This window comes from Syntrophus aciditrophicus SB, assembly GCF_000013405.1.
Taxonomy (GTDB): Bacteria; Desulfobacterota; Syntrophia; order Syntrophales; family Syntrophaceae; genus Syntrophus; species Syntrophus aciditrophicus.
This window is the reverse complement of sequence record NC_007759.1, coordinates 1,666,942-1,680,121: the sequence shown is the minus strand read 5'-3', so window position 1 is coordinate 1,680,121 and position 13,180 is coordinate 1,666,942. Positions and strand designations below refer to the sequence as shown.

Genomic DNA, 13,180 nt, shown 5'->3' with positions numbered 1-13,180 from the left:
ATCATGTTAAAGCATAAAAAATTCAGCAAAAAAATAATTTTTCAGGAGGAAATATGCGAACTGTAATAAAAGTGTCAGGTATTTTTGTGGTGTTTCTAATCGTGTCCTGTGTGACGGTCAATATATATTTCCCTGCCGCCGAAGTACAAAAGGCAGCGGACAGTATCGTTGAAGACGTCCGTACAAAAGCAAATGATGTTCAGAAAGAAACGGTGCCGGCGCCCGCTCCAGGTCCCTCAAGCCGGTTGGATTTGCTGAAGCAATTCAGATTTGGCCCCGTAAATGCCCATGCCGCTGTAAATATTGATGTTTCAACACCTGCTATTCGCGGCATCAGAGATTCGATGAAAAACAGGTTTTTCCAGTTGAAACCTTTCTACGACAAGGGAGCAATCGGGGAGAATAACAAGGGGCTTGTTGAGGCAAGAAATATAGCCGGTTTGAATCTCCAGGAGAGGAGCCAGGTCAACAAACTGATCGAACAGGAAAACAAAGACAGAACAGCCCTTTACCAGGAGATTGCAACGGCCAACAAGCTCGGTTCTGAAACGGTGCCGCAGATAGCAACGATATTTGCCAATAGCTGGAGAGGCAAATCCCAGCCCGGCTGGTGGGTGCAGGGCGACAATGGAGTGTGGGCGAAAAAGTAGCCTCACAATGCGATTAACTAAATTTTGGCCTCAGGCTCGTCATCCGGGATCCCCGGTAATAATCCAGAAAGTCCTATAAAGCAGAAAACCCGCTGAAAAAACGGGTTTTCTTTGCCGATTGTGTGAATGGCCTGGGTTCTCTCGTTTGTGTTTTAAAAATTTTATCGCTTTTCTCTCCCCTCTTCGGTGATTATAAATCGCTCTCCCCTCTGGTCTATGATTCGGCAAGTGACCATTTCCCGAAGACAGGTTCTTACTTTGAAGAGAGGTTGTCCGAGCTGTTGGGAAATTTCTTCCGGTGTCATGGGTTTATCAAGAATGTGCAGCAGTGCCCTGGCTCTTGCCGTTACAGTTCCGTCCTGATTGATACTCCACATCGTAATCCCTCCTTCCAACGACGCCTTGTCGAGGTCAGAAAGTTAACAATTCAGGATTTTCAGCAAAAGAGCAACATGGGAAAGCAATGAATTTTTTGCTATCTAAAAAATATGGCAAAAACTGTGATAAAAGAGAAATTCAGAATTCGCAGAATTTTTCCAACCCCCAAGCGTCATCAGTTATTATCGCTTAAAAGAACGATGGCTGATCCACAATCAGGGAAAATTGAATGGCGAAGTTTACAGAATCAGTGATTCATCCCCTTGATTGAGCCTCCTTTTTACATTGGCGATACCTGACATGATATTTAATATATTTTTGTCAAAATGCCGATTGATGCGGAAGCGGAGCGAACTGTTCAATGTCAGATGTCTAATCAGCAGGCGGGAAAGAGAATTTAAACGAACTTCGGAGGGTCAAGGTCTGTGCTGAAACGAAACGGAAAATATTATCAACACCTTTTCTCCGATAAAATCGCCTATCCAAGGAGATTAACTTAAAAGAATGGCACTTTAAATTTTTAGCCTCGACTTGGTTACTTCAGTACCTTAGAGTAAACCGGGTTTTTGCTTTATCTTTATTGGTATGCATTCATTGCGCCACTATGATGCAACTTTATTAATTACTTAATTTAATTGGCAATACCCAGGGAAGGTTGGGAAGAGTTATTAATAATAATCTGATATTAAAGGCAATAAATGTCGACTATGTAAAATTTTCATATGAGAATAATCATTATAAGCAATGAGATAGTAGGATTTTCTTTATTGTCGCTCGTTCGACAATATTGTCGAATATCCTGATTTTTTTTCAATCAACCTACATGCAATCAGTTCTTTTCATGATGTAATACTAAACAGAAACAGGCGGAAGTCAGCCTGAAGGCTTTTGTCGGGCTGACCATTTCCGGCCTCGGAAGAGCCGCATTCTATGCTCCTCTTATTCGTGAACAGTGTGATGTTTCTCTCTGGCGAGGAGTTCCTTCTCCAGGACATCAAACTCTTTACAAACTATTTCTACCGTGGCCTTGTCCCCTTTTCCTTCCCTGATTGTCCTTAAGGCTTTCATGAGATCCGTGTTCTTCTGCATCGCCTCAATAGCTTTTACCGCCTTTGCAACTGAATCGGATATCTTTTGCTGTATGGTCGAATCGATCTTTATCTCTAAGGAATTTCGTGTAACTGAGCCGACCCTGTTCACTGCCCCTTTGCATATCTCCGGTGGCACAAAGCGATTTTGCACGGTCATGCATTCTATGGAAGATTCCTCAAATGATTCAGACATTGTCATGCTCCTTTCTTTATTTACCGAGCCATGAATATAAAAAGTTTTTCCTATTCCGAATATTCTTTACGGCAATCTGTAGTTGCTGTCTCTTCAGCGCTTAAAACATCCTCGTTGAGTTCAACTTATCTTCGTCATCAATTTTATGCAATAGGGTTAATGAGATAATCCTCACACAGGGTTGGGTGAAATGCTGTATCCATTATGTTAAAAAGAAAAGGTGAGAACTTTAGGAGATTTGCTTACCTGCCATATTTCAACGAAAACAGCAATTAATTACTTGAAAACTCCCAAAATAGTTCGCATGCTGTTTCATCGGTTGGGAGGGGCTCTGGGTATAAATATCCAGACAACGCTGCTTAAGTTTCTCCTGCTATTCTCTGATGGGGAAAGGTTAGGAAGAAAGCGCCATCATTCTAAATATCCATATTTTTCAGCAGGGATGGCTTTCCAAGGGAAATCTTGAAATATTCCAGCATCAATTCCTGAATGATTTGTTCCCTTGGAGTATGGGATTCCTGATTTTTTATAGCGATTTTATTTCTTCGGACAGCTAATTGCTGTCGAGCCTGCTGCAATGCGGTGTATTTCTCTGATAAAGCATGTTGTGGCAAGGCTAAAAGGCGCCGATAAGTAGTGACTAACTGGTTGGGTTCAGGTAATTTGGGAGACTCAAGGATAGATTTTGAATTTCTGGCATATCGTTTCATTCCCTTGATTACGTGTTTCGGTTCAGCAAAATTGATTCCTGACCAGCCAGCCCGAATCCATTGAAAAATTCCGGATCTGACCATGGAAGGTGAAGAGCCTGACTGGATATGAACTCCCACGGAAAAATAGTCATAAATGTAGGATTTAACCCAGCCCAGTCCTGCCTTGGTCGAACCGGTTTCTGCTGAATAATAGTAATTCCAGTCGTCATCATGCCCCAGAATGACACCCTTTTTGCCGACATCGGAAATATCCGTCTGTTTTGAAATGGAAATAATGACCTGCCGGTTGTCATGATTAAGAAGGATGAGAGTTCTTTGCAGTTTATATTTATAATGAATGCCTGTATTGATATCTGGAGTGATCCCGATCTGTTCCAACCCGCGGATGATAACCGGCTTTCCATTTGAGGGGACCAGTTTCCAATTGACGGGCATTTTCTGTGATTTTCCCTGAGTGTCTGTCCAAAGTGAATATCTTAGAGAAGCCGGACTGGTGAGAACCGATGGAATTTCGCTGCTGAAGGAATATTTCAGGAAATCGGAAAAGTTGATCCTGGTGTCGAGTTCATAATAGGCTCCGGTAGCATTCCGAAATGTGGGGAGAGCTGATTCTTTATTCTGTTTAGGTGCAATCACATGATTTATAAGGTTGGCAACGGCTTGCGAATCGAACCCGACTTTGGGATCAGCACAGAACTGCACAAGCTTCATAGCTGCGACTGGGACAGGGTGTGACGCGTCGGATAAAGGAAGGGCCTGAACCGGCCGATGGTGAAATAGGACGAGCAGCAAAGCCGCCAGAGCGATCAATAAATTTCGCATTCCTGTTATTCTTTTTTCCATGATTTCTAATCCTTATAACGAGTAGGTTTTTCAGGTTACGCACGGCTCATTAATGATTTGCAGGATCTATATGAGCGGGAATTTACATCACACATTTATGCCGACCGCAAGGTAAAAATCCATAACTAAAGTACATGGCTATTCCAGCGAAAGGATATGATCGTTTTTTCACTCATGAGAATTCGGTCATTCTTCAAAGTGAAGCATGGAAAGAAAAATCATAGGAAAATAGAGGAAAGGCAAAGCCACGGAAGAGAATAATCAGGAAAAAGGTTATAAAAAATAGAAAAGGCCGAATCGGCTTATATATAGACCCATTCGACCTTAATCCGGATATTTCTTTTGGTAGGCAAACTATATTGTTCCCACTCAAAGGGGTGGTTCTGATCGACAATTGCGATGCGTTCCTGAATATGATACGGAATTTAGCCTGAGATTCAGGGATCCTCTCCTTTTTACAAGGCCTTTTTTACAAAACCTGAACGCAAACAGCGCGTGCAGACCTTCATTCTTTTAACTGCGCCTGTTTTGCCGTCAAGGCATCTGAGGCTCTGAAGATTGGGATACCAAACTTTCTTTGTTTTATTATTTGCATGGCTCACATTGTTTCCGACAACCGGACCCTTGCCACAAACGTCACAAATTCTAGACATGTACCATTTCTCCCTTCAAAAGAATGCGTTGGTTACTAAAACATAACGTTTATTTTTGCAAGAACTTTTTATCTTTATCTAATTTCATTCAAGTTCCTTATCCCTCAGGCAACTTTCAATAGATGAAAAAAGATAGATTCTTTTGAAGCACTTATGTTAAAAGCTTCACGCAAACAGATGGCCCGCGCCAGGCAAGGCACAGAGGAATATTACCAATTTATTTATTTGACAAGTGAATTCATAAATCATGGGAGGCTGCTTATGAAAATGAAAATTGCTGTACTGACAGGCGGTGGTGATTGTCCCGGTTTGAACGGCGCGGTAAAATGGGTTACAAAAAGTGCAACAGATCAATGGTTGGGATCAAAACGTTCCATGTCATTCGAAGTCATTGGGATTACGGATGGATGGCGTGGACTGGTTGATGTTGATCCGGACGATCCCAAAAGCCTGGCAAAATACACTCGTCCTCTTGATGAAGAAATCGTTCGGACGTGGGACCGTTATGGAGGGACTAACCTCGGAACTTCACGCACCAATCCTTTCAATCCCAAAAATGACAGATCGGAAATATTACTGGATAATATTAAAAAACTCGGAATTGATGTAGTTGTCGCCATCGGAGGGGAAGATACTCTGGGGGCGGCTTACAGTCTGCACAAACTGGGAATCAAGACCGTTGGTATTCCTAAGACAATTGATAACGACTTGGTTGGAACGGATTATTCTATTGGATTCGACACTGCCGTCAATGTGATTACGGAAGAAATCGACCGTCTGCGGACGACAGCCGGTTCACACAGCCGGATTTTCGTTGTGGAAACCATGGGACGTCACGCCGGATGGCTTGCACTTCATGGCGGTGAATGCAGTGGCGCCTATATCATTCTTATTCCTGAACATCCATTTAATCTCGATGAAATATGCACGCTGCTCCAGGAAAGAAAAGGAAGGGAAATCCGCTATGCCATTCTTGTTGTCTCTGAGGGAGCGAAGCCGGTCGGTCAGAAAGAGTTTATCACAAGTTCCAAAATAGATGAATTCGGCCATGTCGCTCTTGGGGGGATAGCCAAATTCGTCGCTGATGAAATTGAAGGAAGAACGAGTCTGGAGACCAGACACTTAATCCTTAGTCATTTGCAGCGCGGCGGTACACCATCAGCCCATGACAGACTGATGGCAAGATGGTTTGGAATCGCTGCGGTGGATATGATTATTAATGAAGATTTTGGCCGTATGGCAAGCCTGCAGCGGGGTGAAATTACCAGTGTTCCTCTGAAGGAATGCATCGGAAAATTAAAACTTGTGGATACTGTAAAGTATTACGACAAAGAACGATATAATGGACGTCGATCCATAATCAGTTAAAGTTAGATATTTAACCTGGATTTTTCTATAGGTGTTGGATTTATGCTTAGCCCGCCGGTAAGGTTTAACTGGCGGGCTTTTCTCACCCATGGAAAAATTCAAATAACAACATGTTCCTCAACAGGAGGGTCCAAAGGTTTATTAAGCAAGGAAGGAGGCTGACCCGTCGATTCAAGAACCCGCATCCATAAATTGCCTTCCGGATCGATCTGTTTCCCTGAAGTAACAACCCGGATTGGCAAGTGGACATATTCATCTTTCAATAAACCGACCAGCATCCCGGTTTTTCCGGCCATCCCGGCATGAACGGCGTACTGGCCAAGAGCGGAGCAATAGATACTGTCGCTGGCACTTGCGCGAACACTGCGAATCATATAGCTGGGGTCAATATATTTCAGATTGATCTGGATGCCCGCTTTTTTAAAGTAGTCTTCAATCCGCACCTTTAAAAAATAGCCGATATCCAGCAGACGGATATTGCCGGAAGCATCTGTTTCCTGAGGCGTATTATTTGTGCGCATCAGTTCCTGACCGGCGCCTTCTGCCACAAGAATAACACAATGTTTTCTGCGTATGAGACGTTTTTCCAAGGCTTTGAAGAGGCCGTTTTCGCCTTCAAGATCAAAAGGTACTTCGGGAATCAGGACAAAATTGACGTCATTCTGTGCCAGTGCCGCACCAACAGCGATCTGACCGGAGAGCCGTCCCATAATCTTGACGAGTCCTATTCCCATAGGCGCACCTTTCGCTTCAACATGGGCGCAGGAGATTGCGTTTTCGGATTCAGCGATTGCTGTATCAAACCCGAATGTTTTCTGAACAAAATTCAGATCGTTATCGATCGTTTTCGGGATACCGATTAGGCTTATGCTTAATTTTCGTCTTGTAATTTCCTCTGTAATGCGTTCAGCCGCGCGCATGGTTCCATCACCGCCGATACAGAAAAAAATATTGACATTCATTCGCGAAAGGGCGTCAACCATTTCTCCAATATTCTGCTGACCTCGTGAGGAAGATAATATACTGCCACCTTCGCGATGGATATTTTCAACCGATTCAGGCGTCAATTCAACAATTTCATGTCCGTATGATGGTATAAGTCCTTGGAATCCATACTTTATTCCAATTATGTTGCGAACACCGTAACGGTGATATAATTGCATGACGATGGCGCGAATCACGTCATTGATTCCCGGGCACAAGCCGCCGCAAGTGACAATCGCCGCTTTTGTTTTGGAAGGATCGAAAAATATTTTTTCCCGTGGACCTGCCACTTCCACAGAAAGGGGAATCTCCCTTTTCACTTTTTCGTCCTTATTTTTTCCGGTATTACTATAGTCAAGATATTGTTTCAGCAGCAAACGCTTGCTGTCGGGCGTAAAATCATTAACGATTACCGGAGACTGGATCGCACATTCACCCAAGTTTTGTATAATATAATCTTCCTGCTGAACTTTTTTCATGAAACCATTAATCCTCCCGTGCCGCAAGCTGGAGACTAAAATATGTTTTAATTTATGTATAACACAAAAAAAAGAACAGAACAGCCCTTTATATATGTAATTGATAGTATAATATTATATAAAGTTTTTTGCCTTTTTTTAGAATCCGGAAAGGGCAGGGTTATGAACTGTTAAGAATTCGTCACATTTTCCGTCTCGAATTCTTACCCTGCGATTATTGACAGAAATTCGTCCTTCGACAAAAAACTGAATGGCTTGGGGATAAATTCGGTGTTCCTCTTTTAAAATCCTTGCAGAAAGGGTTTCTTCCGTATCTTCATCAAGAACGGGGACAACCGCCTGAATGATGATAGGACCGGAATCAACGCCTTGGTCGACAAAATGAACCGTGCATCCTGAAAATCGGACACCGTAATCGACAGCCTGACGCTGCGCGTTCATGCCCCGGAATGAAGGCAGAAGGGCAGGGTGAATGTTCATGACCCTGTACGGATAGGCATCAAGTAAAACAGGAGTGATAATTCTCATAAAACCGGCCATAACGACAAGCTCAACATCTGCGGATTTAAAGACACGGACAATTTCCGCGTCGAATGCTTCCCTTGTTTCAAAATCTTCATGACGAATAACGAGAGTGGGAAGGTGATGTTTTCGGGCCCGTTCCAAGGCATAGGCATCTGGTACGTTGCTGATCACCACCTTGATCTCCGCACCAAGTAGACCCCGCTCAATGTGATCAATGATGGACTGCAGGTTTGAACCGCTTCCGGAGACAAGGACACCAATAGGCAGCTTTCTGTTCATAATCAATATATCAGGCTATGTAAAAGAAACAGCGCTTTTCTCGCCGTCAGCTTTTTCGATAGATCCGATAATATAGGCCTTTTCCCCCAGCATGTTGAGGCGTTCCACAATATCATCGGTTTCCTTTTCTGAAACAATGAGGATCATTCCGATTCCCATATTGAATACACGGACCATTTCCATCTGGTCAATATCACCGAGCTCCTGGATAATACTGAATATGGGCGGAATCTGCCAACTGTTCATTCGGATCACAGTGCAGCATTGATTGGGAACGATTCTGGGAATATTGTCAACAAAGCCTCCACCCGTAATATGAACAATCCCTTTGATATTAAAGCTCTTCATTAAATTAAGGACGGGTTTGACATAGATTCGTGTTGGCCGCAGAAGTTCTTCTCCAATGGAATTTTCGATACCCTCTATTGTGTCGTCGACATTTAACTTTGCTTTGTCAAATATAACCTTGCGAACCAGGGAATATCCGTTGCTGTGAATGCCGTTTGATGCAATTCCGATTACACGGTCGCCGACGCGAATGTCCGAACCGTCGATGATTCTGCCGTTTTCAACAACACCGATGCAGAAGCCGGCCAGATCATATTCGTTTTCAGAATAAATGCCCGGCATTTCGGCCGTTTCACCACCGATCAAGGCACATCCAGCTTCCTGGCAACCCTTGACGATCCCCTCTATAAGCTTGACGTTGCGTTCAACATCCATCTGTCCGATGGCGATATAATCAAGGAAAAATATGGGTTCAGCTCCCTGAACGATGATGTCGTTGACGGACATGGCAACAAGATCGATGCCTACCGTATCGTGTTTGTTCATCATCTGGGCGATCTTGATCTTCGTACCCACACCATCTGTTGCAGCAACCAGTACAGGATCTTTGATTTTTTTGAGATCCAGGTGGAAAAGTCCTCCAAATCCTCCGATTCCCTTCATTACCTCTTTTCTTGATGTCATCTTGATAAGAGGAATGATCCTGCTAATGAAGAGATTGGCCTTATCAATGTCCACGCCCGCATCCTTATATGACGATTGCTCACGCATATAGACTCCCCTGATGAACGTTTTAAAAAACTTCTCTGATGCCAGATTGAAAGAGACTGTCTATTTTAGATCGCTCCAAAAGTCAAATCTTTCCTTGCGCAAACTATTAATATTTGTTAACAATACCTGCTTTAAGTTGAAAATTACATTGAAAAATCAAACTGTTCTTTCTTGCAGAGCTCTTCACGCAAGTTTGTGGAAGTCCAGTTCAGCTTTCCGGAAAAGCTCTGAAGTGAATTCGTAAAAAATTTTTTCCGGAATACAAGACAGTACAGGGTCTCATATTGGAAGTGTAAGGAGATCATCCGTTCATGAGGAATATCAAACTCGGGTTAATAGGCTTCGGAAACATAGGAACAGGCGTAGTCAAGCTCTTAAAAGAAAATGCGGATATTCTGGAAAGGCGCCTGGGGACCAGGCTCATCCTGAAAAGGATTGTAGATATCGACATCACTTCTCAAAGAATCGTTTCCGTGGAACCTCAGCTTTTGTCGACCGATGTCAATTCGATTATGAACGATCCGGAAATCGACATCGTCATTGAACTGGTTGGAGGTTATGATCCCGCTCTCCATTTTATCACTGAAGCTTTGAACAAAGGAAAGCATGTCGTCACGGCGAATAAGGCTCTTCTGGCCACCTTTGGCAACGATCTTTTCGAACTTGCCGAAAAGAAGGCGGTAAACATCGGATTTGAAGCCAGCGTTGGAGGGACGATTCCTATCATCAAAACGATCCGGGAGGCGCTGGTTGCCAATAGAATTCTATCCGTTCTGGGCATCATGAACGGCACGTCGAATTTCATTCTGACCAAGATGACGGATGACAGGAAAGATTTCAAGGTTGTTCTGAAAGAGGCTCAGGATCTCGGTTTTGCGGAAGCTGATCCGAGCTTCGATATCGAGGGTATTGATACGGCTCACAAACTGGCCATCGTCCTGACGTTGTCGTACGGGAAAAGAGTACCCCTGGATGAGCTTTACAGGGAGGGCATTTCAGATATCAGTCAGCAGGATGTGGAATTCGCCGGCGAACTGGGATATCGCGTCAAACTGCTTGCCATAGCAAGGCAGCACGATGGACTCATCGAAGCGCGAATTCATCCGACGATGGTCCCGTTTCATCATCTCCTGGCCAATGTAAACGGGAATTACAACGCCTTTCACATTATCGGAGATGCTTCGGATTCCGTGTTTCTCTATGGTCAGGGGGCGGGCATGATGCCTACTGCAAGCGCGGTAGTCAGCGATATCATCGACATATCACGTGACATCTTAAAGGGAATTTCCTGGCGTGTACCGGCCCGATCCTTTCAGGAAAAAGTCATTGAAGAAATCGAACTGATGCCGGTTGATGAAATTATCTCACATTATTATTTCAGATTTTCGGCTCTTGATCGGCCTGGAGTCCTTTCAAAAATCGCCGGCATCCTGGCGGAAGAAAACATCAGCATTGCCACCGTGATTCAGAAAGGAAGAAAACAGGGACAGGCTGTACCGATTGTCATGACAACCCATAGATCGAAGGAAAAGAATGTACAAAGGGCGCTGCGGCAAATCGACAGACTGGATATCGTTCAGGATCGTACCGTACTGATCAGAATAGAGGATGACAGACTATCATGAAATACGTGATTATTTTAGGGGATGGAATGGCTGACTATCCCATCGATGAAATTGATGGCAAAACCCCTCTCGAAGCAGCCTGCACCCCCAATATGGATCAAATGGCTGCCGAGGGAACTCTGGGGTTGATTGACACAATTCCTCATGGATTGCAACCGGGAAGCGATGTTGCCAATCTTTCCGTTCTGGGTTACGATCCACTGGAAACCTATACCGGGCGGGGACCGCTTGAAGCGGCCAGCCTTGGACTTGAACTGGAATCCGGAGATGTGGCCTTCCGATGCAATCTGGTTACCTTGGGACCGATTGAAAATCCAATGATGGAAGATTTTACATCGGGTCATATCAGTTCGGGAGAGGCGCAAGAGATCATCAATGACCTGAATAAAGAAATGGGTTCCGATACCTACAGATTTTATCCCGGCGTGGGTTACAGACATCTCATGGTGTGGCGCAGGGGACAGGAAGCTCTGGAAACAACACCGCCACACGACATTACAGGCCGGTCAGTTTATCATTACCTGCCCAGAGGCGAAGGGGCGGATCAGGTTATCAGACTGATGAAGCGTTCTCAGAAAATCCTTAAAGATCATCCTGTAAACAGAAATCGTATTTCGGCAGGGCTGAAACCCGCAAATTCCATCTGGCTTTGGGGGCAGGGAAAGGCGCCGAAAATTGTTCGACTCACTGACCGCTATTCTATCAGGGGAGGAATGATTTCTGCCGTAGATTTACTTAATGGAATCGGGAAGTACGCAGGGCTCGAAAAAATTCATGTTGAAGGCGTAACGGGATATACGGACACAAATTACGCAGGCAAAGCGGAGCAGGCCCTGGCCGCGCTGAAGGATATGGATTTCGTCTTTATCCATGTGGAAGCACCGGATGAAATGGGACATGAGGGTTCCCTGGCCGGAAAAATCCGTTCCATAGAGGATCTCGACAAGAAGGTGGTAGGAACGGTACTTGAGGGCATCAAAAATTTTAATGACTACAGAGTCCTGGTCCTCAGCGATCACCCGACGCCGATCATCCTTAGAACCCATTCAGGAGAGCCAAGTCCCTTTGCGGTTCTTTCATCTGAAAAACATGAAAACATGGCGTCGGGATGGTCTTTTTGCGAATCATCTGCAAAAAAGAGTGGATTGTTCATATCTCCGGGACACCATCTCATGGATCTGTTCTTGAAGGGATGGAGGTCTTTTATTGAAGAAAAGCACAGCTAAAATCAGAGTCATGTATGCCGATACGGATGCCATGGGCATCGTTTATCATACAAACTATATTAAATGGTTTGAGATCGGACGCTCCGAATATTTAAGGGAAATCGGTGTTGTGTATGCCCAGATGGAAGAGCAGGGGATCAACCTTCCTCTTTCCGAAGCATACTGTCAATATCTTTTTCCCGCGGTGTATGATCAAATCATCCTGATTGAAACGGAAATTGCCTACGTCAGAAGAGCCAGTTTAAAATTCAATTACACCCTTTTAGACGAAAAGAGGGAAAAGACTTTTGTTGAAGGCTACACTATTCATGCCTGTACAAATCGGGACAGAAAAATCGTGCGAATACCACTTCACATTCTTGAAGTACTCAAGGCCAATGCGCCATCTGAGGAATAAGTCAGGAGAGAGCCATGACAAAAAAAGCAATTTTGGGAGAAATAGAAAAACCGGATTATTTTCAAAGATTTATTGCAAATATTTCTCAATTCTATGTCTTGAACAAGAGAAAAGTTCTTACCATTGCCGCCGTCGTGATTCTGGTGCTTATGATCGTTGTCGGCTGGTTTACATATAAATATTATAACGAAAAAAAGGCATGGGAAGAGTATGCTGAAATTGAGAAAACGGCAGTTTTACAAGAATCTGCCGTCAACAGTGATATCCTCATTAAAAAATATAGAGATCTTTCTTCGAAATTTTCAGGAAGTCAAGCTTCCCAGTTGAGCGATTACCGGTTAGGGAATCTTTACTTCAAAAATAATGACATCGATTCAGCGATAAAGTCCTATGAAAAATTTATTGCGAATGCCTCCGACGAAAATGAATTTAAAGTGCTTTCCTATAGCAGCCTTGCCTATTGCTATGAATCAAAGAAAGATTATCAGAAAGCGCTGAAGGCGTTGCAACAGGCGGAGAAAGTTGAAGCGGGGAAATACTTCGGGACTTTCCTTTATCGGGATATGGGCAGGCTTTATGAAAAAATGCAGAATCGCAGCGAAGCCCTGAAATTTTACAGAAAAGCCCTGGAGCAATCGATTGACCCGACTGTCACCCTTTTCATTAAGCGTAAAATAGCAACCCTTTCCTGATAAGGAAGGCGGACTTAAGTCATAG

The 13,180-nt window shown here is 43.9% G+C and carries 13 protein-coding genes; 6 read left to right on the top strand and 7 right to left on the bottom strand.

Translation table 11 applies throughout. The annotated features are described in order from the left end of the window. Positions 1-53 precede the first annotated feature (53 nt). The gene (locus SYN_RS07760) at positions 54-650 is read left to right on the top strand and encodes a YdbL family protein (RefSeq protein ID WP_011417529.1); all 597 of its coding nucleotides are present in this window, start codon (positions 54-56) and stop codon (positions 648-650) included. Positions 651-811: 161 nt separating this feature from the next. Here the strand turns inward: SYN_RS07760 and SYN_RS07755 are convergent, their stop codons facing one another. The 4 genes from SYN_RS07755 to rpmB all read right to left on the bottom strand — a co-directional run bounded on the left by SYN_RS07755 (position 812) and on the right by rpmB (position 4,521). Continuing rightward, on the bottom strand, positions 812-1,027 hold the full coding sequence (locus SYN_RS07755) for a hypothetical protein (protein ID WP_041584870.1): 216 nt from the start codon (positions 1,025-1,027) through the stop codon (positions 812-814). Positions 1,028-1,967: 940 nt separating this feature from the next. Then, positions 1,968-2,318, bottom strand: coding sequence for a hypothetical protein (locus tag SYN_RS07750; RefSeq protein WP_011417527.1), 351 nt, complete (start codon positions 2,316-2,318; stop codon positions 1,968-1,970). Positions 2,319-2,728: 410 nt separating this feature from the next. Further along, positions 2,729-3,868 carry a hypothetical protein gene (locus SYN_RS07745; RefSeq protein WP_011417526.1) on the bottom strand — a complete coding sequence of 380 codons (1,140 nt, stop codon included), beginning with the start codon at positions 3,866-3,868 and terminating at the stop codon, positions 2,729-2,731. Between the two features lie 455 nt (positions 3,869-4,323). After that, positions 4,324-4,521 (bottom strand): 50S ribosomal protein L28, encoded by a 198-nt coding sequence (gene rpmB / locus SYN_RS15805; protein WP_011417525.1) that lies wholly within the window; start codon positions 4,519-4,521, stop codon positions 4,324-4,326. 267 nt (positions 4,522-4,788) lie between these two features. Between rpmB and SYN_RS07740 the strand changes: the two genes are divergently transcribed. Continuing rightward, positions 4,789-5,889: a 6-phosphofructokinase gene (locus SYN_RS07740; protein WP_041585530.1), complete on the top strand. Its 1,101-nt coding sequence runs from the start codon at positions 4,789-4,791 to the stop codon at positions 5,887-5,889. A gap of 98 nt (positions 5,890-5,987) precedes the next feature. Here the strand turns inward: SYN_RS07740 and SYN_RS07735 are convergent, their stop codons facing one another. The 3 genes from SYN_RS07735 to purM all read right to left on the bottom strand — a co-directional run bounded on the left by SYN_RS07735 (position 5,988) and on the right by purM (position 9,215). Next, positions 5,988-7,352, bottom strand: coding sequence for an ATP-dependent 6-phosphofructokinase (locus SYN_RS07735; protein WP_041584868.1), 1,365 nt, complete (start codon positions 7,350-7,352; stop codon positions 5,988-5,990). A 138-nt stretch (positions 7,353-7,490) separates the two neighbouring features. Next, positions 7,491-8,156 carry a phosphoribosylglycinamide formyltransferase gene (gene purN, locus SYN_RS07730; RefSeq protein WP_041584867.1) on the bottom strand — a complete coding sequence of 222 codons (666 nt, stop codon included), beginning with the start codon at positions 8,154-8,156 and terminating at the stop codon, positions 7,491-7,493. A 15-nt stretch (positions 8,157-8,171) separates the two neighbouring features. Next, the gene (gene purM, locus SYN_RS07725) at positions 8,172-9,215 is read right to left on the bottom strand and encodes a phosphoribosylformylglycinamidine cyclo-ligase (RefSeq protein WP_011417521.1); all 1,044 of its coding nucleotides are present in this window, start codon (positions 9,213-9,215) and stop codon (positions 8,172-8,174) included. A gap of 311 nt (positions 9,216-9,526) precedes the next feature. Between purM and SYN_RS07720 the strand changes: the two genes are divergently transcribed. The 4 genes from SYN_RS07720 to SYN_RS07705 are packed head-to-tail and all read left to right on the top strand — an operon-like array spanning position 9,527 to position 13,155. Continuing rightward, positions 9,527-10,840, top strand: a complete 1,314-nt coding sequence (locus SYN_RS07720; protein ID WP_011417519.1) for a homoserine dehydrogenase — start codon at positions 9,527-9,529, stop codon at positions 10,838-10,840. Further along, complete coding sequence (locus tag SYN_RS07715; RefSeq protein ID WP_011417518.1) at positions 10,837-12,066, top strand: cofactor-independent phosphoglycerate mutase; 1,230 nt, start codon at positions 10,837-10,839, stop codon at positions 12,064-12,066. The genes SYN_RS07720 and SYN_RS07715 overlap by 4 nt, the downstream gene beginning before the upstream one ends. Beyond that, complete coding sequence (locus SYN_RS07710) at positions 12,047-12,463, top strand: acyl-CoA thioesterase (RefSeq protein WP_011417517.1); 417 nt, start codon at positions 12,047-12,049, stop codon at positions 12,461-12,463. Before SYN_RS07715 ends, SYN_RS07710 begins: the two co-directional genes overlap by 20 nt. Before the next feature lie 14 nt (positions 12,464-12,477). Beyond that, a complete protein-coding gene (locus tag SYN_RS07705; RefSeq protein WP_011417516.1) occupies positions 12,478-13,155 on the top strand; it encodes a YfgM family protein in 678 nt (225 codons plus the stop codon). Positions 13,156-13,180 lie beyond the last annotated feature (25 nt).